22 protein-coding genes are annotated in these 26,111 nt (G+C 65.3%); 14 read left to right on the top strand and 8 right to left on the bottom strand.

The window, feature by feature from the left end:
- Positions 1-8 precede the first annotated feature (8 nt).
- Positions 9-761 (top strand): SDR family NAD(P)-dependent oxidoreductase, encoded by a 753-nt coding sequence (locus QO014_RS01380; RefSeq protein WP_266346860.1) that lies wholly within the window; start codon positions 9-11, stop codon positions 759-761.
- Between the two features lie 449 nt (positions 762-1,210).
- On the opposite strand, the gene QO014_RS01370 is transcribed toward QO014_RS01380, so the two are convergent.
- Complete coding sequence (locus QO014_RS01370; RefSeq protein WP_266346859.1) at positions 1,211-2,233, bottom strand: helix-turn-helix domain-containing protein; 1,023 nt, start codon at positions 2,231-2,233, stop codon at positions 1,211-1,213.
- A gap of 489 nt (positions 2,234-2,722) precedes the next feature.
- On the opposite strand from QO014_RS01370, the gene QO014_RS01365 reads away from it, so the two are divergent.
- From QO014_RS01365 to QO014_RS01345, 5 genes are all read left to right on the top strand, one after another.
- Complete coding sequence (locus QO014_RS01365) at positions 2,723-3,019, top strand: hypothetical protein (protein ID WP_266346858.1); 297 nt, start codon at positions 2,723-2,725, stop codon at positions 3,017-3,019.
- Positions 3,020-3,032: 13 nt separating this feature from the next.
- Positions 3,033-3,485, top strand: coding sequence for a hypothetical protein (locus tag QO014_RS01360; RefSeq protein ID WP_266346857.1), 453 nt, complete (start codon positions 3,033-3,035; stop codon positions 3,483-3,485).
- Between the two features lie 276 nt (positions 3,486-3,761).
- A complete protein-coding gene (locus QO014_RS01355) occupies positions 3,762-4,889 on the top strand; it encodes an efflux RND transporter periplasmic adaptor subunit (protein ID WP_266346856.1) in 1,128 nt (375 codons plus the stop codon).
- 4 nt (positions 4,890-4,893) lie between these two features.
- The gene (locus QO014_RS01350; RefSeq protein WP_266346855.1) at positions 4,894-8,049 is read left to right on the top strand and encodes an efflux RND transporter permease subunit; all 3,156 of its coding nucleotides are present in this window, start codon (positions 4,894-4,896) and stop codon (positions 8,047-8,049) included.
- 13 nt (positions 8,050-8,062) lie between these two features.
- The gene (locus tag QO014_RS01345) at positions 8,063-8,410 is read left to right on the top strand and encodes a YcgJ family protein (RefSeq protein WP_266346854.1); all 348 of its coding nucleotides are present in this window, start codon (positions 8,063-8,065) and stop codon (positions 8,408-8,410) included.
- Between the two features lie 331 nt (positions 8,411-8,741).
- Here QO014_RS01345 and lldD read toward each other — a convergent pair whose 3' ends face one another.
- The 6 genes from lldD to QO014_RS01315 all read right to left on the bottom strand — a co-directional run bounded on the left by lldD (position 8,742) and on the right by QO014_RS01315 (position 15,443).
- On the bottom strand, positions 8,742-9,905 hold the full coding sequence (gene lldD / locus QO014_RS01340) for an FMN-dependent L-lactate dehydrogenase LldD (RefSeq protein ID WP_266346853.1): 1,164 nt from the start codon (positions 9,903-9,905) through the stop codon (positions 8,742-8,744).
- Positions 9,902-10,660, bottom strand: coding sequence for an FCD domain-containing protein (locus tag QO014_RS01335; protein ID WP_266346852.1), 759 nt, complete (start codon positions 10,658-10,660; stop codon positions 9,902-9,904). The genes lldD and QO014_RS01335 overlap by 4 nt, the downstream gene beginning before the upstream one ends.
- A gap of 185 nt (positions 10,661-10,845) precedes the next feature.
- The gene (locus QO014_RS01330) at positions 10,846-11,664 is read right to left on the bottom strand and encodes an alpha/beta hydrolase (protein WP_266346851.1); all 819 of its coding nucleotides are present in this window, start codon (positions 11,662-11,664) and stop codon (positions 10,846-10,848) included.
- Positions 11,665-11,677: 13 nt separating this feature from the next.
- Entirely contained in the window at positions 11,678-13,165 is a 1,488-nt protein-coding gene (locus QO014_RS01325; protein WP_266346850.1) for an NAD-dependent succinate-semialdehyde dehydrogenase, read from the bottom strand.
- A 20-nt stretch (positions 13,166-13,185) separates the two neighbouring features.
- Positions 13,186-14,412, bottom strand: a complete 1,227-nt coding sequence (locus QO014_RS01320; RefSeq protein WP_266346849.1) for an iron-containing alcohol dehydrogenase — start codon at positions 14,410-14,412, stop codon at positions 13,186-13,188.
- An 11-nt stretch (positions 14,413-14,423) separates the two neighbouring features.
- Positions 14,424-15,443 (bottom strand): Ldh family oxidoreductase, encoded by a 1,020-nt coding sequence (locus tag QO014_RS01315; RefSeq protein ID WP_266346848.1) that lies wholly within the window; start codon positions 15,441-15,443, stop codon positions 14,424-14,426.
- A gap of 98 nt (positions 15,444-15,541) precedes the next feature.
- Between QO014_RS01315 and QO014_RS01310 the strand changes: the two genes are divergently transcribed.
- The 8 genes from QO014_RS01310 to ligD all read left to right on the top strand — a co-directional run bounded on the left by QO014_RS01310 (position 15,542) and on the right by ligD (position 24,870).
- A complete protein-coding gene (locus QO014_RS01310; RefSeq protein WP_266346847.1) occupies positions 15,542-16,234 on the top strand; it encodes a GntR family transcriptional regulator in 693 nt (230 codons plus the stop codon).
- Between the two features lie 35 nt (positions 16,235-16,269).
- Entirely contained in the window at positions 16,270-17,826 is a 1,557-nt protein-coding gene (locus tag QO014_RS01305; RefSeq protein WP_266346846.1) for a sugar ABC transporter ATP-binding protein, read from the top strand.
- Positions 17,823-18,815 carry an ABC transporter permease gene (locus QO014_RS01300; RefSeq protein WP_266346845.1) on the top strand — a complete coding sequence of 331 codons (993 nt, stop codon included), beginning with the start codon at positions 17,823-17,825 and terminating at the stop codon, positions 18,813-18,815. Before QO014_RS01305 ends, QO014_RS01300 begins: the two co-directional genes overlap by 4 nt.
- A gap of 59 nt (positions 18,816-18,874) precedes the next feature.
- Complete coding sequence (locus QO014_RS01295; protein WP_266346844.1) at positions 18,875-19,825, top strand: substrate-binding domain-containing protein; 951 nt, start codon at positions 18,875-18,877, stop codon at positions 19,823-19,825.
- Positions 19,826-19,890: 65 nt separating this feature from the next.
- Positions 19,891-20,481: a DJ-1/PfpI family protein gene (locus QO014_RS01290; protein ID WP_266346843.1), complete on the top strand. Its 591-nt coding sequence runs from the start codon at positions 19,891-19,893 to the stop codon at positions 20,479-20,481.
- 138 nt (positions 20,482-20,619) lie between these two features.
- Positions 20,620-21,405 (top strand): SDR family oxidoreductase, encoded by a 786-nt coding sequence (locus QO014_RS01285; RefSeq protein ID WP_266346842.1) that lies wholly within the window; start codon positions 20,620-20,622, stop codon positions 21,403-21,405.
- Between the two features lie 89 nt (positions 21,406-21,494).
- Positions 21,495-22,319 (top strand): non-homologous end joining protein Ku, encoded by an 825-nt coding sequence (gene ku, locus QO014_RS01280; protein WP_266346841.1) that lies wholly within the window; start codon positions 21,495-21,497, stop codon positions 22,317-22,319.
- A gap of 1 nt (position 22,320) precedes the next feature.
- On the top strand, positions 22,321-24,870 hold the full coding sequence (gene ligD, locus QO014_RS01275; RefSeq protein ID WP_266346840.1) for a DNA ligase D: 2,550 nt from the start codon (positions 22,321-22,323) through the stop codon (positions 24,868-24,870).
- Here the strand turns inward: ligD and ku (QO014_RS01270) are convergent.
- A complete protein-coding gene (gene ku / locus QO014_RS01270) occupies positions 24,867-25,727 on the bottom strand; it encodes a non-homologous end joining protein Ku (RefSeq protein ID WP_266346839.1) in 861 nt (286 codons plus the stop codon). The two genes, ligD and ku (QO014_RS01270), sit on opposite strands and share 4 nt — an antisense overlap.
- Positions 25,728-26,111: the final 384 nt, after the last annotated feature.

Below are 26,111 nucleotides of genomic sequence, written 5' to 3'. Positions count from 1 at the left end.
GGGACGTGATGACCATGTTGAACGGTAAAGTGATCCTCGTTACCGGCGGTGCCAAGGGGATGGGCGAGTCGCATTCGAAGCTCTTCGCCGAGCGCGGCGCGACGGTGCTGGTTACGGATTTCGATCCGAAGGGAGCGGCCGTGGCGGAGGCCATCAAAGCCGCTGGCGGCAATTCGCATTTCCGTGCGCTCGATGTCACCAGCGAGACGCAATGGAGGGAGTGCGTCGACTGGGCCATCGCCGAATTCGGCCGGATCGACGGCCTCGTCAACAATGCGGGCATCCTGATCCGCAAGCCGGTACCCGAGATCACGCTCGACGACTGGACCGCCCTGTTCGACATCAACGTCAAGGGCACCTTCCTCGGATGCAAGCATGTGCTGCCAGCAATGCGCGACACCGGGTCGGGCTCGATCGTCAACGTGTCCTCGATTTCCGGCTATGTCGCCAATATGGAGGGTATGAGCGCCTATTGCGCCACCAAGGGCGCCATCAGATTGCTCACCAAGGGCGTGGCCGTCGACTATGCGCCCTACAAGATCCGCTGTAATTCCGTCCATCCAGGAACCATTTCGACGCCGATGACGGCGGAGTTCGAGGCCGACCCGAGCAAACACCAGATGCTGGTCGGTGTGACAGCAATGGGCCGCATCGGCCAGCCGCGCGAGGTGTCGGAGGCTGTCGCCTTCCTGCTGTCAGATGCGGCCTCCTACATGACCGGATCCGAAATGACGGTCGATGGCGGGTTTACAGCCGTATGAGCGCGCGGCGCCGCCCGACGAAAGACCCCCCGAGCGGTACGAAAGTGCGGTCGGTGCGTCGGGCGGAGCCAATCCCGGGCAGGCGTGGCAGCGGAAGCTGCTGCGCACCGCCGCGCAGCCGTATCGGCGCTCTGTGCTGTGATTTGATCGCCGTCGATCGGCTGAAACGGCGCTGGCTGGAACTCCCGTGCGTTGCCTGGATGTTCCTGTCGGACAGGCGCAGGAACGTGATTAAGGCCTCCACGCGGCTGAGATACTGCCGCGGGCACTGACGCCGCCCCGACGGGCTGTCGTCACAGATCGAACCAGTCCGATGAATGAAAACACCGAATCCCATGGGAGGTCTTGCCGCGCTGTTCCGCGCGGGCGAGCGACCAAGGAGCCGGGTCGTGCCCAGAGCGGAAATTCAGCTCGCCGCAATTCTCGGAGGTTAGGCGGCCACCGGCACACTACAGCTTGGAGACGTAGTCACCGAGATAGCTGTGCAGCGTGGAGGTGCCGACGCGCTCTTTGTATTCGAGAATTTCATGGTTCCGCGCTTCATTGGGCAGCACGCCAAAGCGTTCCTTGAATATCCTGGCGAAGTGGACGCCGTCCGGCAGGCCGCAGCGAAGCAGGATTTCCTTGTTCGACCACATGTTGGTGCTTCTGCTGCTCAGCATCCGGTAAGCGCTATCGAGCCGCCGGTCCCGGATGAGCTTGGCAACGCCGCCTTCTGCGGCGAAGGTCCGATAGAGGTGAGAACGGGACAGGCGAAAGCGCTTCATGATCGCCTGTGGCCCCAACTCGGGATCCATGATGCTGCGATCAATGTAGTCGATTATGCGCTGCTTCATCGGCAGATTGACGGGCAGGTCATCCCGCAAGCCGGCCTCCCGGCCATTGATCGCCGAGGCAAGCAGGATCATCAGGGCCTCCTCAGCGGCCGGGACGGCGTCGACCGGGAGATCCGTGAGAATCTTGTCGAGCCCCTTGATGTAGTCGGCAAGAAGACGCGTCGTCGGCCATTCCCCGCGCAGCACGATGCCGTGGAGCGTCTGGCGCGACACGCATTTCTGCAGTTCCGAGCGCGGGATCACGATGGAGATGCGGGCGCCGGCGGTGACCTGGGAGTCCATCACCTGCGTCATGTCGTGGATCATGATGTCACCGGGCCTGATGGCGACGTCCGCTCCGTTGAAGTCTCCCTGCGATTCGCCCGATATCACCAGTTGGACGATGCACACCTCCAGCGCCGACCTCACTACGGTCCGGCGCGTGCGCCAGACCTTCTGGTCGTTGAAGGTCGTATTCCCGACGGTGAGAGAACCGAACGGACGGGAGACGACGGTTCCGCGAAACCCCGTATCTCCGTTGATATCCCACGGATCGATCTCGAAAATGACGCTGGAAACGTCACGCCAGTATTCGTCCCGGATCTTCGGGTCGATCATGTCCGAGGATAGAAAGAGCTTCTTCGGCCTGGATGGCATTCCTCGTCCTCTGTGTGCCGCCTGCTCGGTCCTGCCGTGCGGGAGTCTGTCTCTGGCATGCCGTCACCGTCAAGATAGCGGTGCTCACGGCGAGCGAAACGGTCTGTCGCCGGAGCGCCAACACAGGCGCCGCAGGCGGAGCATTCGACACGCCAGAATCGTCCGGCGTCCGTAGCCTCGTTCGCGTCGCGGGGCGGCGCGTGGAGGTGGACCGGGATTGTCCTGTCGTCCCATTTCCATTGGCCGGCTGTCCCAATGTCCGGGCGGAGCTTCCCAGACGTCTGGACGATGAGCGGTGCGGCGTGTAACTGGCGAACCACCAATGCCCTGCGCGTCCTGGAGATTTGACGCCGCTTACTGCGCGATCCTGATGGTACGTCGCATGTCAGCGTATCAAACCTTTATGCATGTCCGCAGTTCAATTTAGATATAATATTAGTCTATCCAGCAATCAGGTGCAGGATGCCAAATATAGTTCGATCGATAATCATGACCTCAACGATCGCCGTAGCACTGTCGCTTCAGACGGTGCCAAGTTCCGCGCACAATTATACCGGAGCAGCAATTGCCGCAGGAATTCTCGGCCTCGCCGTCGGCGCCGCGGTCGCAGACAGCGCCCGTCCCCGCGACCCGGGCGTCTACGGCGCGCCTGCGACCACCTATTACGGCCCCCCGCCCCCCTTCTCTCCGACACCCGGTGTGAGCTGCTATCCCGCGCGCCGGCAGTGCTACATGCCCAATGGCCTGCTCGACTGGACCTGGACCGACCGTGTTTTCGCGCAGTGACGAGGGCTGACTCATGTTTCGACGCTTCATTTTGACGGCTGTGACCGGTGTTGGCTTGACGCTTCTCACCGCAGGTCCCGGCTTTGCCGAAGACACCCCTCCGGTCGCGGTCGACCCGCTGAACGGCGCGTGGGCGGATCTCGCCGAGACCGAGGGCGACCTTCTCAGCGGCGCTCAATTCACCCAGTTGACCAGTCTGGCCTATCAGACGGCGGTGGTGCGCGTATGCGACAGCCATACGCTGGACAAGGACGCCGTCGGCAAGGCGCTCGACAAGCTGTTGACGCAGGCCGAGCAGAAATTGGCTCCCGAACAGCAGGATGAGAGGACGGCGGCGATCCTCATCGCCTTCGGTGCGCGCTACGGCCTCTTCATTGCCGAAGCCCACCTCGACAAGAAGGCTTTCTGCGAGTCGGCCGCGAAGCTCAAGGATGGGTCCGGCAACCTGCCGCTGTTCCTGAAGTGACGTCTGCCGTCGGAACGGCCGAGCGCGCTTCCCGCCTGTGCGCTGGCAGCGCTGCGCGCGCGTGCCAGATCCGCCAATAGTGTCGCCAGCCGAGCTGGAACACGGCGCGGGCATGCCGCGCGGGCCTCTGGCGGGTCCGCGCGCGGCGCTCCCTGAGCACTTCGAACTGGTCCCTTGGACGATGAAGAAGGATGTGATCGGGCTGGCTGCCCTTCTGACCATCGGGATAGGCGCCGCCGCAGGTGCCGACCGTCCTTCTTCACGAGGATATCGCAAATGATGAAGATGCATCCGGGCGGGTTGTTGGTCGCGCTCATGGTCGGCCTTTGCCTGACCGCACCTGGTTCGTTCGCTCAGGCGCAGGATGCGCCTCCCGTGCGGGTGGGCACGCTGACGGTGACCTTGCAGCCGATCAACCCCGGCAAGGAGTTCGTCGGCCGCATTGAAGCGCGCGAAAGGGTGGAACTGCGGGCCCGTGTGACCGGCTTCCTTCAGGAAGTGTCGTTTCAGGACGGGCAGCCGGTCAAGGAAGGTGATCTTCTCTACCGGATCGAGCCGGCGCCGTTCCAGGCGGCGCTGTCGCGTGCCCAGGGCGCGCTCGAACAGGCGCGCGGACAGGCGGCCTTCGCCGACGCGCAGCTCTCGCGCGCCGAAGATCTGTTGAAGACGCAGGCCGGCAGTGCCGCCACGCGCGACCAGCGCCTTGCCGAGCAATTGACCGCCAAGGGCAATGTGCAGATCGCAGAAGCGAATGTGCAGGCCGCCGAAATCGACCTCGGCTATACGGAGATCCGAGCGCCCATAAGCGGCCTGATCGGGCGCACCAATATCACCCGAGGCAATGTGGTGGGCCCGGATCGCGGCGTACTGACCACGATCGTCAGCGAGGACCCGATGCATGTGACGGTTCCCGTCAGCCAGCGCGAGTTCCTGACGCTCAGGAGCGCCGATCGAGTGGCCGCCAAGGACGAACTGGCGGCGCTCATCCATTTCTCGGATGGCTCGCCCTACGAGCACCCGGGCAAGATCGACTTCGTCGACGCCTCCGTGAACAGGTCTACCGACAGCGTCACCATGCGCGCGGTGGTCCCCAATCCGAACGGCCGCCTGATCGACGGCCAGCTGGTGAAGGTGACGCTGCAGCTTGAAACGCCGATCGAGAAGATCCTCGTGCCCCAATCGGCACTGATCGCCGATCAGCAGGGCTTCTACGTTTTCGTCGTCGAGGACGGCAAGGCCGCCATCCGCCGCGTCACGCTCGACGATGAGATCGGCACCAGCGTCGTGGTCGATTCCGGCCTCACGGTTGGCGACCAGATCATCGTCGAAGGCATATCCACCCTCCGGCCCGGCGCGCCGGTTTCAGCCCAGCCGGCTACCATGCTTCAGCCGAAGGCGGGCTGAGACGATGATCTCCTCACTGTTCGTCGACCGGCCCCGCTTCGCCATCGTCATCGCATTGGTGACGGTGATCGCCGGCCTCCTGTCGCTGCTTGCCATCCCGATCGCGCAATATCCCGACATCGTGCCGCCGCAAGTCTCCGTGACGGCCTTCTATCCCGGCGCCTCGGCCGCGGTGGTGGAGGCAACCGTTGCCCAACCGCTCGAGAGCCAGATCGTCGGCGTCGACAAGTCGATCTACATGAAGAGCGTCTCGGGCAATGATGGTAGCTACACGCTCACCGTCTCTTTCGAGCTCGGCTCCGATCCCGACATCAACGCGGTCAACGTCAACAACCGCGTCCAGGTGGCGCTCTCCAAGCTGCCGCAGGACGTGCAGCAGCAGGGCGTGACCGTCAAGAAGCAGTCCTCCGCGCTGCTCGGCGTGATCGCGCTGACTTCGCCTAAGGGCAGCCATGACGAGCTGTTCATTTCCAACTACGCCACCATCAATCTGGTCGACGACATCCGCTCCACGCAGGGTGTGGGCGAAGCGACTCTCTTCGGACCGCAGGACTATGCCGTGCGCGCCTGGGTCCAGACCGACCGCCTGACCGGGCTCGGGCTGACCGCGACGGACGTCGTCAACGCGATCCGCGGCCAGAACGTGCAGGCCGCCGTCGGGCGCATCGGTGCGCGGCCGATCTCCGACGATCAGCAGCTCCAGCTCAACATCCAGACCAAGGGCCGCCTCGCCTCGGTAAACGAGTTCAACAACGTCATCATCCGCAGCAACGCCGACGGCTCGGTGCTGCGGCTGTCCGACGTGGCGCGCGTCGAGCTCGGCGCCGCCAATCTCGACCGTTCGACCCGGCTGAACGGCCAGCCGGCGACCCTGATCGGCATCTATCAGTCTCCGGGCGCCAATGCGCTGACGACGCTCGCCGCCGTGAAGCAGAAGCTCGCCGAGGCGCAGAGCCGGTTCCCCGACGACCTCACCTGGAGCGTCACCTACGACCCCACCACCTTCGTCACCGCGACGATCGAGATTGTGCGGCACACCCTGGTCGAAGCCTTCGTGCTCGTCGTGCTGGTGGTGTTCCTTTTCCTCGGCAACCTGCGCGCCACACTGATCCCGACCATCGCCGTGCCCGTGAGCCTCATCGGCACCTTCATCGTGCTGAACGCGATCGGCTATTCCGCCAATACCGTGTCGTTGCTCGCGCTCGTTCTCGCCATCGGCATCGTGGTCGACGACGCCATCGTCGTCGTCGAGGCGGTCGAGGCCAAGATGGAGCAGAAGCCGGAGCTTTCTCCCGCCGCGGCGACCAAGGAGGCGATGACCGAGATCACCGCGCCGATCATCGGCATCACGCTGGTGCTGCTCTCGGTATTCGTGCCGGTGGCCTTCATCCCCGGCATCACTGGCGAGTTGTTCCGCCAGTTCGCCGTCACCGTCGCGGTGTCGATGCTGCTCTCCGCGATCAACGCGCTGACCCTGTCGCCAGCGCTCTGCGCCATCCTGCTCAAGCCGCATCATGGTCCCCGGCGCGGGCCCTTGGGTGCGCTGATGCGCGGTATCGACGCTGTGCGCGACGCTTATGGCGCGGTGGTGGCGCGCCTCGTGCGCATCGCCGTCATCGGTCTCGTCATGGTTCTGGCCTCGGGCGCCGGCATCTATGCGCTGAACGGGATCACGCCGACCGGCTTCCTTCCCGAGGAGGATCAGGGTGCCTTCTTCGTGGTGGTGCAGGCGCCGGACGGCGCATCTGTCGGACGCACCAGCCAGGCCGTCGCGGAGGTCGAGGCGATCCTGAAGCAGGAGCCGACCATCGCCGATACCTCCTCGATCATCGGCTTCAACTTCGTCGATGGGTATTCCCAGCCAAATGCGGCCTTTCTCATCGTCACGCTGAAGCCGTTCGAGGAACGACAGGGAGCCGGGCAGTCCGCATCCGCCGTGATCGAGCGTCTGGCGCCGAAGCTGATGGGCATCAAAGGCGGCATCTCGATGCCTCTCGCGCCGCCGCCGATCATCGGCCTCGGCACTGGCGGCGGCTTCACCTACATGCTGCGCGCCATGTCCAATAACGACCCGACTGCCCTCTCGCAGGCGCTGCGCGGGCTGCTCGTGGCGGCAAATCAGGACCCACGGCTCTCCGGCGTGTTCTCCTCCTTTTCGGCCTCCAATCCGTCGATCTTCCTCGATATCGATCGCGACAAGGCCGAGATCCTCGGTGTCGATATCGCGTCGATCTTCGAGGCGCTGCAGACGTCGCTCGGCGGGGGCTATGTCAACGACATGAACCTGTTCGGTCGCACCTGGCAGGTGCAGGTGCAGGCGGAAGCCTCCGACCGCCGGGCGATCACCGACATCGACCGCATCAATGTGAGAAGCCGCACCGGCGAGATGGTCGCGCTGCGGAGTCTGGTCGAACCCCGTCTCGAGCTCGGACCGCAGGCCCTGATCCGCTACGACAATAAACTCGCCGTCACCGTACAGGGCGGCCCGGCACCGGGTGTCTCGTCCGGTCAGGCGCTGGCCGCGATGGACGAGGTCGCGGCCCGCGTCCTGCCGGCCGGCTATGCCGGCGCGTGGACCGACATCTCGTTCCAGGAAAAGCGGGCGGGCGGCCAGACCGGAATCATCCTCGGCTTCGCGCTGCTGTTCGCCTTCCTGTTTCTGGTGGCGCTCTACGAGAGCTGGACCATTCCCGTACCCGTGCTGCTGTCGGTCTCGGTTGCGGTGCTCGGTGCCTTCCTCGCCGTGGTGATCGGGCGGATGGCTTTGGACCTTTACGCGCAGATTGGCCTGATCGTGCTGATCGGCCTGGCGGCAAAGAACGGCATCCTGATCGTCGAATTCGCCAAGGCGCGACGCGAGAATGGAACACCGCTGCTGGAAGCCGCCGTCGAGGGCGCCCGCTTGCGGTTCCGTCCGGTGATGATGACCTCCTTCGCCTTCATCCTCGGGCTGGTGCCTCTCGTTTTCGGCACCGGCGCCGCCATGCTGGCACGGCGCCATGTCTCGACCCCGGTGTTCGGCGGCATGCTCGCCGCATCGTTCATAGGGATCTTTGCCATTCCCGCACTCTATGTCGTGTTTCAGGGACTGCGCGAACGGATCAAGGGTGGTCGTGGCCATGACCGGCGCGAAATGCCCGAAACAACATCACGCAGATAGGGAGCGAACTCCGATGAAGACCATCGCTTGGACAATGTTGGCATTGGCTCTGATGGGGACGCCAGCTTTTGCCGCATCAGGCAAGATCCTGCAGTCACCGCAAGCCGGCGTGCTCTGCGACCCGTATATGTGTGCCGACGCCAACGGTGTCTCGAAGCGGCTGACCGAGACATTCCTCGGCAAGGCCGTTGCGACGAAGCTGTTCTCGCAAGGGGCGTTCGATACGAGCGAATTCACCTTTGCAAACGGCGTGTTCTGCGACGTGAAGGAGCGAGCCTGCCACAAGGACCGCTATTTCGATGCCAACGGAAAGCGAAGCCCGGTGGACGCCCAGGCGACCGCTCAGCTATTCAACAAATAGCGCCGCAGATCGAACAGGGCGGCTGGACCGGACCCGCATAGGTCGCTCGTGCGGATATTTCGGCGGCTCCGGCCCGGCAGACCCCACAAAGAGCGAGGTTCACCGGGTTCTCTTGGTACTGTTCAAGCCATGAGGCCCGATGCGCCTAATGCGAGACGAGGTGCTGGCAACCCGGGCGGGTGCGACTGACACGTAGGACCGGCGACTCGCGCCTGAACGGCCTCGAAGCCGAAAAAGACAGCGCGCAGCGCCGGGATTGCCCGCCCCTCCTGACGAGCGCTGAACATCAGCGCTCGTCCGTGCTCTCAGCATCAACCGCTTATGCCAACCGTCATGCGGCGCTTGTTACCGCGTCGAGGCCGCCGGGGATCAGGCTGTCACGGGAGATGTCGGCGATGCGGCGGGCGCCGGTGAGGGTCATGGCGACGCGCATTTCCTTGGCGAAGAGGTCGAGCAGGTTGGCGACGCCCTTCTGGCCGTCGGCGGCCAGCGCATAGACGAAGGCGCGGCCGAGCAGAACCGTATCCGCCCCCTGCGCCAGCATGCGCACGACGTCGAGGCCGGACCGCACGCCGGAATCGACCAGGATGGTCAGGTCGCTCTTCACCGCATCGGCAATCGAGGGCAGTGCCCGCGCCGTAGACAGCACGCCATCGAGCTGGCGGCCGCCATGGTTCGACACCACGACGCCATCGGCACCGAACTTGACGGCGTCGCGGGCGTCCTGCGGATCGAGGATGCCCTTGATCACCATCGCGCCCTTCCAGAACTCGCGGATCCACTCGAGGTCGCGCCAACCGATCGCCGGATCGAAATTGGCGCCGAGCCAGCCGATATAGTCTTCGAGCTCGATCTTCTTCTTCAGATAGGCTGAGACATTGCCCAGATCGTGCGGGCGGCCGAGCAGGCCGACATCCCATGCCCAGTGCGGATGAAGCACGGCCTGCAGATAGCGGCGCATCGCGGCGTTCGGGCCCGACATGCCGGAATGCGCATCGCGATAGCGCGCGCCCGGCACGGGCATGTCGACCGTGAAGACCAGCGTGCGGATGCCGGCCGCCCAGGCCCGCTCCAGCGCGTTCTTCATGAAGCCGCGGTCCTTGAGGACGTAGAGCTGGAACCAGATCGGGCGATCCACCTGGCTCTGCACCTCCTCGATCGGGCAGACCGAAACGGTGGACAGGGTGAACGGAATGCCCTTCGCGGTCGCCGCCTTGGCCGCCTGAACTTCGCCGCGCCGTGCATACATGCCGGTCAGGCCGACGGGCGCGAGCGCCACCGGCATGCTGAGCGACTGGCCGAAAATCTGCGTCGACAGATCGACGTCGCCCACTTCCTTCAGGACACGCTGGCGCAGCGCCAGCTTGTTCAGATCGTCCGAATTGCGCCGCAGCGTCTCCTCGGCATAGGCGCCGCCATCGATATAGTGGAAGAGGAACGGCGGCAGGCGACGACGGGCGGCCTCGCGATAATCGAGGGGCGACGAGATGATCATGACAGGGCTTCTTTCTCTTCGGCAATGTGCTGCAGGGCTCGCGACGATCTCCGCTGGCGCGTCGCGGAGTCTTCGATGAGCCGCAAGCGACTTTCAACAAAGGTGAGATGGTCGGCGGCAGCCTGGCGCGCGGCCTCGGCATTGCCAGCGAGGATGCAATCAAGGATCTGCCGATGCTGCTGGTTCAGCAGATCGAGGATTCCCGGCAGGTCGTAGAGCCGTCGCAGGCTGTCCGAAATGCTGATCTCCAGCAGACCGTGCAGGCCCGCCATGATCTGATGCAGAACGGCATTATGCGCGGCTTGGGCGATCGCCATATGGAAGGCGGCGTCCGCGCGCGCCTGCGTCTCCGGGTCGTCCGCCGGCGCATTGGCCACGGCCTGATAGGCCGAAACCAGGCGGGCCTTGTCGGCTTCATCCGCCCGCAGCGCCGCAAAACTGGCGGTGTCGCTGTCGAGCAGCTTGCGGATTTCCATGACGTCGCGCCAATAGCCCGCCTCGCTCTGGGCGAGCGATACCAACGGCAGCAAGGCGGTGCGAACCGGCTCGGCCTCGTCAGGGGCGGCGACAAAGGTGCCGCCACCATGCCGGCTGATCAGGAGACCACGGCTCACGAGTTGCTGGATCGCCTCGCGAAGGCTCGAACGCGAGACCTGAAACTCGGCCGCCAGGCTGCGCTCGGCCGGCATCCGGTCGCCCGGCTTGAGGCTGCGGGCGGCAATCAGCGCTTCGATCCTTTCGGCCAGAGAGGCCATCGGCTTCACCTCATTCTCGCCCATACCGCCGATAGGTCCGACCACTTATGAGCCAGACAACGGTACGAGCTGAAGTAAAGCCTGCATATCCCCGCAAAGAACCGCGATCAAGCGATATTGGTCGTACCACTTGCCGTATTTGCTTCTACGCCCTCAAGGCAGCGCATCAGCCGGCCCGCGGGCCGTCAATCGCTCTGGATGAGCGACACCAGCGAGCGAGCCGCCGCTGAATCAGCGACGCCCAGGTCGCGCACGCTGTTCATGTGATTGCGGTCGGCGAGATCGGTTCGCGCCACAGCGAGGCCCTGCTGGCGAAGCGCGCCCGCAAACGCATCGGCCTGGGCGTGAAAGGGCGGCGTCTCATCCGCCCCGACCGCGACCGTGACCCTGGTGGCGACGTCGTGGCGTTGATCCCTCGGCGAGAACGCCGCGACCTCGTCGTCGGTGATGCCGATTTCTTTCTCGAGGAAGGAGGCCTGGAGCGGCTTGAGCTCATAGAGCCCGCCCAGCAGCAAGGCGGCCTCTATGCCCGAGGGAGCGTCCGGCTCATTGAAGAGGAAGGTGGCGAGGTGGGCACCGGCCGAATGGCCGCTGACCGTCAGCCGGGCGGGGTCGCCGCCATGCCGGGCGATGTTGTCGACGACCCAGCGCTTGGCCCGCCGCACCTGGTCGACGATCGTCGCCATCCTGACCCTCGGCATCAGCGCGTAATCGACGATGACGGCGATCGCGCCCGCGCGCGTGACCGTGTCCGCGACATAGGAATAGTCGCGCTTCGAGAACATCCGCCAATAGCCGCCATGGATGAAGATGTGCACCGGCATGGCAGGACGCCGCTCGACGGGAAAGAACAGGTCGACCGTCTCGGTCGGGTCCTGCCCATAGGCGATATCGCCTTCCATCGGCAGGACGGAGCGCGTGGTCTCGCTCCGCCTGATGATATCGCGCACAATGTCATCGAAATCAGCGACATGGTCGCGAATGCGGAAGGGATCGCTGGTCACGGCGGCGGGCTCCTTAGAAGTCGACCGCTATATACTTCGCTTCCATGAACTCCGCGATGCCGTGATGCTGGCCGCCTTCGCGCCCGAGCCCGCTCTGCTTGACGCCGCCAAACGGCGCCGCCGGGTCCGAGACCAGCCCGCGATTGAGCCCGATCATGCCGGCCTCGACCCTGGATGCCACGCGCAGGCCGCGTCCGACATCGCCTGTATAGATATAGGCCGCGAGACCGTATTCGGTGTCGTTGGCGCGCGCGATCGCCTCGCTTTCCGTCTCGAAGCGCGAGAGCGGCGCGACCGGGCCGAAGATCTCCTCGCGCGCCATCTCGGCATCCGGTGGAACATCGGCCAGAACCGTCGGCAGATAGAAGAAGCCGGCGCCGTCCGGAACCGTGCCGCCGCAAAGGATACGGGCGCCGCGGTCGGTCGCGTCCTTCACCAGCCGATCGATCTTGTCGACGGCCTTCCGCGTGATCATCGGGCCGCATTCGGTCGCGGCCTCCCGTCCGGCGCCGACCTTCAGCGCCGCCATGCGGCGGCTCAAGCCCTCGGCAAAGGCGTCATGGATGCCCGATTGCACATAGATCCGGTTCGCGGCCGTGCAGGCCTCGCCGGCATTGCGCATCTTGGCGATCATCGCGCCATCGAGGGCCTCCTCGAGATCGGCATCGTCGAAGACGATGAAGGGCGCGTTGCCGCCGAGTTCCATCGAGCAGGAGATGACATGCTTGGCCGCCTCGGCCAGCAGCGTGCGACCAACGCCGGTCGAGCCGGTGAAGGAGAGCTTGCGGACGCGCGGATCGGCCAACATGGCCGCCGTCACCGGGCCGGGGCTGGAGGTGGTGATCACATTGACGACGCCAGGTGGAACGCCGGCCTCCTCATAGAGCGCCGCGAGCGCATAGGCGGTGAGCGGGGTCTCGCTCGCCGGCTTTAGGATGACGGTGCATCCCGCCGCGAGCGCCGGCGCGATCTTGCGGGTTGCCATCGCCGCCGGGAAGTTCCACGGCGTGACAAGGACGCAGATCCCGATCGGCTGATAGTCGACGACGATCCGATTGGTGCCGGCCGGCGAAATGCCGAACTCACCGCTGATGCGAACCGCCTCTTCCGCATTCCAGCGGAAGAACTCGGCCGCATAGGCGACCTCCCCGCGCGCATCGCGCAGCGCCTTGCCGTTTTCGAGCGAGATCAGCGTGGCGAGCATTTCCGAGCGCTCGATCATCAGCTCGAAGCAGCGGCGCAATATCTCCGAGCGCTTGCGCGGCGCGGTGGTCCGCCACCCCTCGGCAGCCCTGGCCGCGGCCTCTACAGCTGCGGCGGCATCGTCGAGCGTAGCGTCCGGCACGCTCGCGAGCGTGGCGCCCGTCGAGGGGTCGACGACCGCGATCACGGCGCCAGTCGCCGACGGCCGCCAATCGCCGTCAATATAGAGGCCCTTCGAGAAGGCGCCGAGATCGCCGGGCTCGTTTGCGAATTGGGCGTTCTGCTGAATGACGTTCATGGGTTCGTTCACCTTGCGGGTCAGGAGGCGGAAGCTGCGAGGTCGCCGTCATAGGCGGCCTGGATCAGGCGGCGCATATCGTCGAGACCAATGGGACGCGGATTATTCTTGATCAGCCGGCCAATGCCGATCGCCTGCTCGGCCGTCCAGTCGAGCTTGTCGGCAGCAAGGCCCAGTGCTGCCAGCGTCGGTGTGATGCCGATCGCCGCGAACAGCCGGCTGACCTCCTGGATTGCGGCGTCCGCCAGTTCGTCGGTGCTGCGGCCGTTGCCGTCAATGCCGAGCGCCAGCGCGATCTCGGCCATTTCTGCAGTCGCGGCCGAGCGGTTGTAGCTCATGACATAGGGAAGCATGGTGGCGACGCCGAGGCCGTGCGGCGTGTGGGTCAAGGCGCCCGCCGGATATTGCACGGCATGGGCAGCCGCCGTGCCGGCCGTGCCGAAGGCGCAACCCGCGGCGAGCGCCCCCATCAGCACATCGGCGCGCGCATCCTCGTCGCTGCCATCCCGATAGGCCTTCTCCAGGCTCCGGCCGAGCAGCTTGATCGCGAGCAGGGCGAAGTGATCCGTGAGCGCGCTCTTGCCGACAAAGACATGCTGCTGCGCCAGATCAGAACCGCCGCCACGGCGCGCCGCGGTGAAGGCCTCGATCGCATGGGTCAACGCGTCGGCGCCGGCAATCGCGGTCAATCCGGGCGGGCAGCTCATGGTGAGCTCCGGATCGCAGATCGCCACGGACGCGATGAGATAGGGGCTCGATATGCCGACCTTGAGGGTGCGGTCCGGGTCCGAGATCACGGCAACCGGCGTCACCTCCGACCCCGTTCCCGCTGTCGTCGGAACCGCGATCACGGGAGTGACGGGGCCGGGAACCTTGAACTCCCCGTAATAGCCCTGCAGCGCGCCGCCATGGGCGAGCAGCAGCGCCGCGCATTTCGCCATGTCGAGGCAGCTGCCGCCGCCAACGCCGATCACCATGTCCGGCTGAAACGCCCTCGCCTCCTCGACGCAGACGGCGACGCTGTCGCGCGGGACATCGGGCAGCACGCGGTCATGCACGAGCACCTCGATCGAGGCTCCCTTCAACCCGTCGACGATGCGGGCGAACAGTTCGGTGCCGGCAAATCGTTCATCGGTGCAGATCAGGGCCCGCTTGCCGAGCCTGCCGGCCACGGCTGGAAGCGCATGGCGCTGACCCTTGCCGAACAGGATTTCGCGCGGAAGCCTCAAGGCTGCAAACAGGCTCACAATGATGTTCCTTAGTGAACAGAGGAAGCGGAAAGAGACAGCGCGTTCAGTTCGTCCCACAGCTGTGGTTCGACATCGAAGCCCCGGGAAAGCGACGCCTGCCGCCGCCTGTCGGCGCCATCGCCCGGCACGCTGACGGGATGGTCCGGGTCGGCCGCCGGCGAGGCGCGAACGGCGTCGAGATAATCGGCAAGGCGCCCGGCGAGATCGGGCGCCGCGAGCGCATCGATCGCGATCAGCACGTCGCCCTTGTTGCAGATGGACTGGTCGTCGAGCGTTCCCCGGATGTCCGGCGCCAGCGCTGAGCCGGCAAGGGCTGCGACCAGAAGCTCGATCGCGATGCCGAGCCCATAGCCCTTGGCGCCGCCGAAGGGCGCGATCGCCCCCTTGGTGGCCCGCGCCGCATCCGTCGTCGGCAGCCCGTCGGCGTCGCGCGCCCAGCCGGGCGGGATCGGCCGGCCATTCGCCGCATGATAATGGATCTTGCCCATGGAGACCGTGCTGGTGGCGAGATCGAGGACCAGCGGCCGGCCGGTCGTCGGAACGGCGATCGCGATCGGATTGGTGCCGAGCATGGCGCGCGTGCCGCCATAGGGATGGACCAGCGCCTCGCTCGACGACATGGCGATCCCGATCCGTCCGCCGGCCGCGATCTGCTCGACATAATAGGCGAGCATGCCGAGATGGTTGTTGTTGCGGATCGCCGCGAGCGCCATGCCGGACGCGCCGATGCGCTCGTCGAGCCGGCGCAGCGCGGCCATGGCCACAACCGGGCCGAGCCCCGACTGCCCGTCAACATCAAGTATGACGCCGGAACGCCAGCGCCCCTCGCCTTCCGTCCGCGGATCAATCAGGCCGCGCTCAATGCGCTTCAGCACGCGCGGAAGGCGTTGCAGCCCGTGCGAGGGATGCCCCTTCAACTCCGCCTCGACCAGCACGCGCGCCTGGGTGATCGCATGATCTTTCAATACGTTGCGCTGGCCCAGCAATTGGACCGCCAGCGCCATGGCCGCCTGTTCTGTAATGTTCACGGCGCCTCTCTATATCAGATCCTATAGGATATCGTATTGCATTGCGCCAGATATCCTGCTAGGCCTTGATCCTGTCAAGAGGCAAAAGACGGACGACGATGACCTCACCCCGGCTCACCGATACAACTCCAGGAAGCACGACCATCCATCGTGCCAACAGCCTGGCGGAAGACGTCTATGAGGCGATCTTCAACCAGCTGATGTCGCTGAAGATCCCGCCGGGCTCGCGGATAACGGTCGACAGCCTCGTCAAGGAGTTCAGCGTTTCGCAGACGCCGATCCGCGAGGCGCTGGGCCGTCTGGAGGGCGAAGGCCTCGTCGTGAAGACGCACCTGGTCGGCTATCGCGCCGCGCCGCAGATCACGCGGCGCCGCTTCGACGAGCTCTATGAGCTGCGTCTGCTGCTGGAGCCGGACGGCGCCGCCAAGGCGGCGGCCGCGATGACCGAGGACAGGCTCGCGATCCTGCGCGAGGCGGCCGGCGTCATGGCCGGGCGCGAAGGCAAGGACGAGCATGTCCATTATTCGACCTTCGCCCGTCTCGACGCGATCTTTCACGACCGGATCATGGAGTTCGCCGGCAACCAGTTGATCCGCGAGATGCTGACCTTCCAGCACACGCACTTCCACATCTTCCGCTTGATGTTCCACTGGCGTGTCACCGCCGAGGCGCTGGACGAGCATCAGGCGCTGCTCGACGCCTTTGCCGCGCGCGATCCCGCCGCCGCCGCCAGGGCGATGCGCCTGCATATCGAGCATTCGCGTGACCGGCTGCTGCCGGCATTCGAATGAATCAAGCCCACACAGCAACCGCACACGATCTGGACATGGAACGTACGTTGCAGCGCGACGACAGCGTCAAGGCCGGGACTTGCCTCGTACGGACAGAGAACCTGTCCAAGCAGTACGGGTCCGTGACCGTGCTCTCGAACATCTCGATCGACATCAATGCGGGCGAAATCCACGCCATCATCGGCGAGAACGGCGCCGGCAAGTCGACGCTGATGCGGCTGATATCGGGCTATATCAATCCGAGCGTCGGCGGCCTCGTGGTCGACGGCCAGCCCGTCACCTTCACCACGCCGCATCAGGCCCAGGACGCCGGCATCGTGCTGGTGCACCAGGAGATCCTGCTCGCGGAAGGGCTGACAGTCGCCGAAAACCTCTTTCTCGGGCGCGAACTCACGCGAAACGGCATCGTCGACGACCGGGCCATGCGGCGGATCGCGAGCGAAAAGCTCGCCGAACTCGGCTGCAACATCTCGCCGAACATGCTGGTGCGCGATGTCGCCCTCGCTGATCGGCAGCTCGTGCAGATCGCCCGCGCCCTGCTCGACGACTACAAGCTCGTGATCTTCGACGAGCCGACAGCGGTGCTGACCGGCGACGAGGTCGAGCGGCTGCTCGATATCGTGCTCCGCCTCAAGGCCCGCAACATGGGCGTGCTCTATATCAGCCACCGGCTGGACGAAGTGCAGCGGCTCGCCGACAAGGTCACGGTGCTGCGCGACGGCAAGATGATCGGCACCTATCCCGGCCGCTCGCTGAGCCAGATGGACATGGCGGAGCTGATGGTCGGGCGCGAGCTCTCGGCGCTCTATCCGCCGAAGACCGAGGCGCGGGCGCGCGACGCGATGCTGCGCGTCACCAGCGCGACAGTGCCCGGCTATGTCGACGACGTCTCATTCACGGCGCACAAGGGCGAGATCCTCGGCTTTGCCGGCATGATCGGCGCGGGGCGCACGGAGCTGTTCGAGGGGATCGTCGGCCTGCGGCCCGGCCACGCCACGGTCGAGCTCAACGGCGCGCCGCTCAATATCCGCTCGCAGCGCGAGGCGATCGATGCCGGCATCGGCTATCTGACCGAGGACCGCAAGGCCAAGGGCCTGTTGCTGCAGGAGCGGCTGGCGCCCAACCTGACCCTTTCCGCGCTCGGGCGCTTCAATCCGGGGCTCTATCTGCGCAAGCGCCGGGAATCGGCCGCGCTCGAGGACGCCGTCGACCAATACGACATCCGTGTCCGAAGCCTCAGGCTCAATGCCGGCCAGCTCTCGGGCGGCAACCAGCAGAAGCTGCTGCTCGCCAAGATCCTGCTGACCAACCCGTCGGTGGTGATCATCGACGAGCCGACGCGCGGCATCGACATCGCCAACAAGGCGCAGATCTACACGTTCATCCGCAAGCTCGTCGGCGAGGGCAAGGCCTGCATCGTGATCTCGTCCGAGATGCAGGAGCTGATCGGGCTCTGCGACCGGATCCTGGTCATGCGCCAGGGGAGGATCAACGGCGAAGTCTTCGGCGAGCAGATGACCGAAAGCAACATCGCGCTGCTCGCCACCGCCGAGGCGGACAGCGGACGCGCGAGCGAGGGAGGAAGAGCATGAGCGTCGTATCGCAACCCGCCAGGCTGGGGCGGGAAAGAGATTTCAGCTTCAACTGGGCCGATGCGGGTCCGTTTCTGGCGCTGCTGGCTCTTCTCGTCATCGGCTTCCTAGTCAATCCCGACTTCCTGTCGCCGACCAATCTCAGCAATGTCATCACCCGCAGCGCCTTCATCGCCATCATCGCCGTCGGCGCGACCTTCGTGATCTCCTCGGGCGGCCTCGACCTCTCGGTCGGCTCCATGGCCGCCTTCATCACCGGCATCACCATCATGTTCATGAACATGATGGCGCCGAGCATGGGCACGTGGTCGATCCCCGCCGGCATGGGCATCGCCCTTCTGGCCGGCATCGCCTGCGGCCTCGTCAACGGCATCATCGTCACGGTCGGCAAGATCGAGCCCTTCATCGCGACGCTCGGCACAATGGGCATCTTTCGCGCGCTCATCACCTATATGTCCGATGGCGGCACGATCCCGATCGACCGCTCGCTGCGCGAGGCCTATCGCCCGGTCTATTTCGGCACGGTGGCCGGCATTCCGCTGCCGATCATCATCTCGCTCGCCGTCGCCGCGATCGCCTCCTTCGTGCTCTACAAGACGAAATATGGCCGCAAATGCGCCGCTGCCGGCGCCAATGAGGATGTGGCGCGCTATTCCGGCATCTCGATCGTCCGCACCCGCACCATCGCCTATGTGATCCAGGGTGCGTGCGTGGCGATCGCCGCCATCTGCTACGTGCCGCGCCTCGGCGCCGCGACGCCCACGACCGGCGTGCTCTGGGAATTGCAGGTCATCACCGCGGTCGTGATCGGCGGAACGGCGCTGCGCGGGGGCAAGGGCCACATCTGGGGCACGGTCGCGGGCGCCGTCATCCTCGAGCTCATCGCCAATCTGATGGTGCTGTCGGACTTCGTCTCCGAATACCTCGTGGCCGCCGTCCAGGGCGTCATCATCATCATCGCCATGCTCATCCAGAGGTTCTCGAAATAGCCCCGCGTCCGGACCACGCGGGTGTCGTTCTCGATCGGTCCATTTCAAGGGAGGAATCAATGACCAGATCAAAGTGGGTGGCGGCCGCGACGCTCGGCGCGCTTCTGCTGGCCGGGCAAGCCCTGGCAGCCGACAAGAAGGTGGTTGCCGTCTCGATCCCCGCCGCCGACCATGGCTGGACGGCGGGTGTCGTCTATCACGCGCAGGCAGCCGCCAAGGAAATCAACGCGGCCTTCCCGGATGTGGAAGTCGTGGTGAAGACCTCGCCGTCGGCGACCGCGCAGGTGAGCGCGCTGGAAGACCTCTCTGCCGGGCGCAAGCTCGACGCGCTGGTCATCCTGCCGCACACCTCGGAAGAGCTGACGATGCCGGTCAAGGCGGTGAAGGATGGGGGAACCTTCATCACCGTGGTCGATCGAGGCCTGAACGATCCGGCGATCCAGGATCTCTACGTCGCCGGCGACAACATCGCGGTCGGCCGCAACACGGCGAAGTTCCTCGTCGACAAGCTCGGCGGCAAGGGCAACCTCGTCGTCCTGCGCGGTATCCCGACGGTCATCGACGATGAGCGCATCAAGGGCTTTCAGGACGGGATCGCGGGTTCCGACCTCAAGATCCTCGACATCCAGTATGCCAACTGGAACAGCGACGACGCCTTCAAGCTGATGCAGGACTATCTGGCCAAATATCCTGAGATCGATGCGGTCTGGGCCAATGACGACGACATGCTGCTCGGCGTGCTCGAAGCCATCAAGGAATCGAAGCGGACGGAGATCAAATACGCGCTCGGCGGCAATGGCATGAAGGAGATCATCAAGAAGGTGATCGACGGCGACGCCATGACCCCGGTCGAGACGCCCTACCCGCCGTCCATGATCAAGACTGCGATCTACATGACGGTCGCCAATCTCGTCGGCCATGCGCCGGTGCGCGGCGCCGTCAAGCTCGACGCGCCGCTGATCACCAAAGAGAATGCCGAAGAATACTATTTCCCCGATTCGCCGTTCTGAAGCTGATCGGCGCGGGCGGGACGCAAGTTCCGCCCGCCACCTCCTGACGCAACAAGGAAGAGACCATGCCTGGCAAGAAAATCCTCATGCTGACCGGCGACTTCACCGAGGAATACGAGATCTTCGTATTCCAGCAGGCGATGGAAGCCGTCGGCCACACCGTTCACGTCATCTGCCCCGACAAGAAGGCCGGCGACATCCTCAAGACGTCGCTGCATGATTTCGAAGGCGACCAGACCTATACGGAAAAGCCCGGCCACAACGTCGTCATCAACAAGACGTTCTCGGAAGCCGAAGTGCAGCTCGATCTCTATGACGCGGTCTATGCCGCCGGAGGCCGCGGCCCGGAATATATCCGCACCGACAAGCGCGTTCAGGCGATCGTCCGTCACTTCCACGAGAAGCAGAAGCCGATCTTCACGATCTGCCATGGCGTGCAGATCCTGATCGCTGTCGACGGCGTGGTGCGCGGCAAGAAGGTCGCGGCGCTCGGCGCCTGCGAGCCCGAAGTGATCCTCGCCGGCGGAACCTATATCGACCTGTCGCCCACCGACGCCTATGTCGACGGCACGATGGTCTCGGCCAAGGGCTGGACGGCGCTGGCCGCTTTCATCCGCGAATGCCTCAAGGTTCTCGGCACCGAGATCAAGCTCTGATCGAGCCATCTCGACACGCCTCGACATGCGGGCCCGGCGAGCGATCGCCAGGCCCTTTTTCGTTCGCGCATCGCCGCCACGGAACGTCCGCCGCCAAACGCCATTGCATCAGGAACGGTGCGACGCGGGATGGTGGACATGACGGCGAGACTCGATGGCAAGAAGGCGCTGGTGACGGGCGGCGGCTCGGGCATAGGCCGGGCGACGGCGCTCGCCTTCGCCGAGGCTGGCGCCGACGTGGCGGTGCTGAGCCGCTCGCAGGACGAGATCGACGCTGTCGCCCATGAGATCAGGGGCTATGGGCGCAGGGCGGAGGCGATCAGCGCCGATGTCTCGGACGCCGCCTCGGTCGAGAGCGCCATCAAGCGCACGGTCGCCTCGCTCGGCGGGCTCGACATCGTCTTCGCGAATGCCGGCATCAACGGCGTTTGGGCCCCGCTGCATGAGCTGGAGCCTGACGAGTTCGACCAGACGATCGCCATCAACCTGCGCGGCACTTTCCTGACGCTGCATTATGCCATCCCCTTCATGATGCAGCACGGCGGCTCGATCATCATCACCGCCTCGATCAACGGCACGCGCACCTTCACCACGGCGGACGCCTCGGCCTATTCGGCCTCCAAGGCCGGACAGGTGGCGCTCGCCAAAATGGCGGCGCTGGAGCTTGCCCGCTATGCCATCCGCGTCAATGTAATCTGTCCCGGCGCGATCGAGACGGAGATCGACGTCAACACCAACCAGCGCGATACCGACGCCGCGCGGGTCCGCGCGATCTATCCCGACGGCCAGGTGCCGCTGACCGGCGGCAAGCCGGGGATGAGCGCCGATGTCGCCGATCTCGCGCTCTTCCTCGCTTCCGACCAGTCACGCCACATCACCGGAACACCGGTCTTTATCGATGGCGGGCAATCACTGCTGGTATAAGCTCGACTAGCGGAACGAAACGCCACGATCTGGCGTTCAAACCTTGCTTCGCGCTCAGGATTTCGTTGGCGCCAGCCGGAGTGACAGCCATGGGTGAGCCGAGAGCGAACTGGAAGGGCCAGCTGAAGATCGCCGCACTGATCTGTCCGGTCGCGCTCTATTCGGCGAGCTCGACTTCGGAACGCGTCACCTTTCACACCATCAACCGCAAAACCGGGAACCGCGTCCAGCGGCGCTTCGTCGACAGTGAGACGGGCGAGGCCGTCGATCCGGCCGATCAGGTCAAGGGCTACGAAGTCGGGCCCGACGACTATATCCAGCTCGATCCCGACGATGTCGCCGCCGCTGTCCCCGAGAGCGACAAGACCCTGTCGCTGGTCGCCTTCGTGCCCTGTGCCGAGATCGACGACGTCTATTTCGACCGGCCCTATTATCTCGCCCCGGCGGCCGCGGACGCGCATGAGGTCTTCGCCCTGCTGCGCGACACCATGCGCCGGAAGCAGGTCGCAGCCCTCGTGCAGACTGTGTTGTTCCGCCGCGTTCGCACGCTGTTGGTCCGGCCGCTCGGCGACGGGCTGGTCGCGACGACGCTCAACTTCAACTATGAGGTTCGCCCGGCCGAAGAGGCGTTCGCCGGCATACCGGACATCAAGATCGCCGGCGAAATGCTCGACCTCGCCCGCCACATCATCGAGACCAAGCACGGGACTTACGATCCCTCGACCTTCGACGACCGCTATGAGGCGGCGCTGGCCGAACTGGTCAAGGCAAAGATCGAGGGGCGGAAGATCCGGCCGCCCAAGGAACGGAAGGCCGATCGCTCGCTGAGCCTGCTGGAGGCGTTGCGCGAGAGCGCTGCCCCGGCGCCGGCGAAAAAAGCCCGCGCGACGGCGCCACGGCGCAGGGCTGGCTGACATGGCGCTCGACACCTACCGCAAGAAACGGAACTTCAAGGCGACGTCGGAGCCGCGCGGTCGCCAGATCACCAAGGCCGGCCACAGCTTCGTCGTGCAGAAGCACGATGCGCGCCGCCTGCATTATGATTTTCGCCTCGAGCTCGACGGCGTGCTGAAGAGCTGGGCCGTCACGCGCGGCCCGAGCCTGGTCGCCGGCGAGAAGCGCCTCGCCGTCCATGTCGAGGATCACCCGCTGCAATATGGCGATTTCGAAGGAACAATCCCCAAGGGCGAATATGGCGGCGGCACCGTCATCGTCTGGGATCGCGGCACGTGGACACCGATCGGCGATCCGCATCAAGGCTATGCCAAGGGCCATCTCGATTTCGAGCTCGACGGCGAGAAGCTGCACGGCCGCTGGCATCTCGTGCGCATGCACGGCAAGCCGGGGGAGAAGCGCGAGAACTGGCTGCTGATCAAGGGCGACGACGACTATGCCCAGCCGGAAGGCGCGCCCGACATTCTCGATGCGTTGCCGGATTCGGCCAAGACCGGTCGTGCGCTCGCCGACGTGGCGGGCGAAGAGCCCGGCTGGTCGTCCAGGACGGGACCGATCAGGAAAGCGGCCAAAGCCAAGCCTCGTCCCAAGACGACGGACCCCGCGCCAACCGAGGCCGAAACGACCAAGGACACGAAGATCGAGGGCGCCAAAGAAGGCCCCCTGCCCGCCTTCGTCGAGCCCATGCTGGCGACCCTCGTCGCCACGGCGCCGGCCGGCGAACGCTGGATCCACGAGATCAAGTTCGACGGCTACCGCCTGCAGGCGCGGATCGAGGCGGGCCATGTGAAGCTGCTCACCCGGAGCGGCCTGGACTGGACGACGAAATTCGGCACGGCGATCATGGATGGGCTCGCGGCCCTTCCCGTCCGAACGGCTCTGATCGACGGCGAACTGGTGGTCGAGACGAGCACGGGCTCTTCCGATTTCTCGGCATTGCAGGCCGATCTCAGCGCAGGTCGCAGCGATCGGTTCGTCTTCTACGCCTTCGATTGCCTCTATCTCGACGGCCAGGACCTCCGCGCCCTGCCGCTGATCCGGCGCAAGGCCGCGCTCGAAGGGATCATCCCGAGCGATAACGGCCTTGTGCGCTATAGCGGCCATTTCGACGAGGATGGCGCGCTGGTGCTCCGGCATGCCTGCCGCCTCAGCCTCGAAGGCGTGGTTTCGAAGCTCCGCGATGCGCCCTATCGGTCCGGCCGCAGCAAGAGCTGGGTCAAGTCGAAATGCTCTGCCCGGCAGGAATTCGTCGTGGCGGGCTATGTGCCGTCGACCACGTCGCGCCACGCGATCGGCTCGCTGGTCCTCGGCGCCTATGAAGGTGATGAGTTGCAGCCGGTCGGCCGCGTCGGCACGGGCTTCACCCAGGCCGTGGCCGCGGACCTCTTCAAGGCGCTCGATGCCATCCGGACAGATTCGAGCCCGTTCGGCGTTCCGCTCACATCCGACGAAGCGCGGGACGTCGTCTTCGTCCGGCCCGAGCGCGTGGCGGAAGTCGAGTTTCGGGCCTGGACGGCCGACGGGCACCTGCGGCACGCATCGTTCAGGGGCCTCAGGGACGACAAGCCCGCGCGTGATATCGTTCGCGAGGTGGTGAAGATGACGAAAAGCGATCCCCCGGAGCCGAAACGGACCGTCAAGCTCACCCATCCCGATCGCGTCTACTGGCCGGCCGAAGGCATCACCAAGGCGGGGCTCGCCGACTATTATGCCGATGTCTGGCGTTTCATCGCGCCGCACATTGTCGGGCGACCGCTGGCCCTGTTGCGCTGCCCCAATGGCATAGACGGCCCGAGCTTCTTCCAGAAGCACGCATGGGCCGGCATCAGCCCGAAGATTCAGCTGATCCGCGACCCCAAGGACAAGGCGGGCGAACCGCTCGTCGGCATATCGGATCTCGACGGGCTGCTCGCCCTCGTCCAGTCGGCGGTGCTCGAAATCCACCCCTGGGGCTCGACGATCGCCGATTGGGAACGGCCCGATCGCATCATCATCGATCTCGATCCGGGCGAAAACGTCGCCTGGCAGGCCGTGATCGATGCGGCCCAGGAAGTGCGCCAGCGCTTCGCCGATGCCGGGCTCGCCGGCTTCGTGAAGACCTCCGGCGGCAAGGGCCTCCATATCGTGGCGCCGCTGACGCCAAAAGCCGATTGGCCGGCGATCAAGGCGTTCACCAAGGGGCTCGCCTCCGCGATGGCGGCCGACAGTCCCGAGCGCTTCGTCGCGACGATCAGCAAGGCCAAGCGCGGCGGCAAGATCCTGATCGACTATCTCCGCAACCAGCGCGGCTCGACGGCGGTCGCGCCCTATTCGACCCGCGCCCGGCCCGGCGCGGCCATCTCGGCTCCGATCAGCTGGGATGAGGCGGCATCGGGCATAGGCCCGACGCATTTCACGGTCATGTCGATGCCGGCCCGTCTCGCCGCGCTGGCGAACGACCCCTGGGCCGATTTTTTCACGGCGGCGGCGCCGCTGGTGACGGCGAAGCCCAGCCGGCGCAAAGCAGCCTAGCGGCCGGGCTTCTTCGGGGCCGAGCCCGGATCCTTGCCGGCGCTCTTGCTCGGGCTCTTCGTCGGGTTCTTGCCCTTCGCTTCCGTGGCGAGGCTGCGGCGGAGGGCGTCCATGATGTTGATGACATTGCCCGATGTCTCGACCACCGGCTTCCGCCTGCGCTTGCGGCCCTTCTTCTTCGCCGCGATCATATCGAGCAGGCGTGCCTGCACGGGATCATCCAGCATGGCCGGGTCCCAGGGCCGCGTCTGCGACTCGATCAGCCTGGTGAGCAGTTCCACGGCCGGCGGATCGGATTCGGCCTCGCCGATCGCGCCGAAATAGTCGGCGGCGTCGCGGACCTCGTCGCCATAGCGCAGCGTCCACAGCGCGATGCCCTTGTCGCGCGCCTCCAGCATCACGGCCCGCTCGCGGCTATAGAGCACGAGCCGCGCAATTCCGACTTGTCCGCTCGAAGCCATGGCATCGCGGATGACGCAGAAGGCCTCCTCGCCGACCTCGTCATCCGGCAGGAGGTAATGCGGTCGATCGAGCCAGATCCAGTCGATGCTGTCGCGATCCACGAACTGGTCGATCTGGATCGTGCGCGCACTGGCAAGGCGAACCGATGCCAGCTCGTCCTCTTCGAGGATCACATAGTCGTCCTCGCCGCGCGGATAGCCCTTGGCCTCGTCCTCCTCGGCGACCGGCTTGCCGGTGACCGCATCGACATACTGGCTCACGACGCGATGGCCGGTCCGGCCGTTCAGCGTGTGAAAGCGCACCTTCTCCGCGTCGGTCGTCGCCGGCATCATCGATACCGAGCATGTCACGAGCGACAGCTTCAGGTAGCCCTTCCAGAATGCGCGCCCTGCCATGAGGATCTCCTGATCCGAAACGTCGCTCGCGGCGGCCGGTTCCCCGTGCTGATGTTGCTCCATGGAGATGTCGTCTGCCAAGCGGCGCTCCCTGCACGAAAACGCGCGTCACGAGAGCGTGCTTGCGACTTCGACCGATGGTGGCATGCCGCACGCATTAAGATGCGGCAGAAGAGATGAACCGGTTCAAAAGGACTATGATCCTGTGTCGGATGCGCTAGGATGCGCTCGCCTCGACAGGTTCGAGCCCTTCCGCCCGATGTTTCGCGGATCGCCGCTCGGCCGCAGCAAGCCACCCTTTTCCCGCTCGTCGATCCGCCGCCGGATCGGCAATCGGCCGCCCGATTTCGAAAGACCATGCGCGATGGACTGCATGACGCCGCT

The organism is Kaistia dalseonensis (assembly GCF_030814715.1).
In the GTDB taxonomy this organism is placed as follows: Bacteria; Pseudomonadota; Alphaproteobacteria; order Rhizobiales; family Kaistiaceae; genus Kaistia; species Kaistia dalseonensis.
Note: the sequence above shows the minus strand (reverse complement) of the source record. Positions and strands in the feature narration are given on the sequence as shown.

Coding starts and splice junctions, on each gene's coding strand:
- QO014_RS01285 (WP_266346842.1), top strand. CDS start 20,620: ATGACGGCGAGACTCGATGGCAAGAAGGCGCTGGTGACGGGCGGCGGC.
- ku (WP_266346839.1), bottom strand. CDS start 25,727: ATGGCAGGGCGCGCATTCTGGAAGGGCTACCTGAAGCTGTCGCTCGTG.
- QO014_RS01370 (WP_266346859.1), bottom strand. CDS start 2,233: ATGCCATCCAGGCCGAAGAAGCTCTTTCTATCCTCGGACATGATCGAC.
- QO014_RS01350 (WP_266346855.1), top strand. CDS start 4,894: ATGATCTCCTCACTGTTCGTCGACCGGCCCCGCTTCGCCATCGTCATC.
- QO014_RS01295 (WP_266346844.1), top strand. CDS start 18,875: ATGACCAGATCAAAGTGGGTGGCGGCCGCGACGCTCGGCGCGCTTCTG.
- ku (WP_266346841.1), top strand. CDS start 21,495: ATGGGTGAGCCGAGAGCGAACTGGAAGGGCCAGCTGAAGATCGCCGCA.
- QO014_RS01325 (WP_266346850.1), bottom strand. CDS start 13,165: ATGAACGTCATTCAGCAGAACGCCCAATTCGCAAACGAGCCCGGCGAT.
- QO014_RS01305 (WP_266346846.1), top strand. CDS start 16,270: ATGGAACGTACGTTGCAGCGCGACGACAGCGTCAAGGCCGGGACTTGC.
- QO014_RS01300 (WP_266346845.1), top strand. CDS start 17,823: ATGAGCGTCGTATCGCAACCCGCCAGGCTGGGGCGGGAAAGAGATTTC.
- QO014_RS01360 (WP_266346857.1), top strand. CDS start 3,033: ATGTTTCGACGCTTCATTTTGACGGCTGTGACCGGTGTTGGCTTGACG.
- QO014_RS01310 (WP_266346847.1), top strand. CDS start 15,542: ATGACCTCACCCCGGCTCACCGATACAACTCCAGGAAGCACGACCATC.
- QO014_RS01365 (WP_266346858.1), top strand. CDS start 2,723: ATGACCTCAACGATCGCCGTAGCACTGTCGCTTCAGACGGTGCCAAGT.
- lldD (WP_266346853.1), bottom strand. CDS start 9,905: ATGATCATCTCGTCGCCCCTCGATTATCGCGAGGCCGCCCGTCGTCGC.
- ligD (WP_266346840.1), top strand. CDS start 22,321: ATGGCGCTCGACACCTACCGCAAGAAACGGAACTTCAAGGCGACGTCG.
- QO014_RS01290 (WP_266346843.1), top strand. CDS start 19,891: ATGCCTGGCAAGAAAATCCTCATGCTGACCGGCGACTTCACCGAGGAA.
- QO014_RS01335 (WP_266346852.1), bottom strand. CDS start 10,660: ATGGCCTCTCTGGCCGAAAGGATCGAAGCGCTGATTGCCGCCCGCAGC.
- QO014_RS01355 (WP_266346856.1), top strand. CDS start 3,762: ATGATGAAGATGCATCCGGGCGGGTTGTTGGTCGCGCTCATGGTCGGC.
- QO014_RS01345 (WP_266346854.1), top strand. CDS start 8,063: ATGAAGACCATCGCTTGGACAATGTTGGCATTGGCTCTGATGGGGACG.
- QO014_RS01380 (WP_266346860.1), top strand. CDS start 9: ATGACCATGTTGAACGGTAAAGTGATCCTCGTTACCGGCGGTGCCAAG.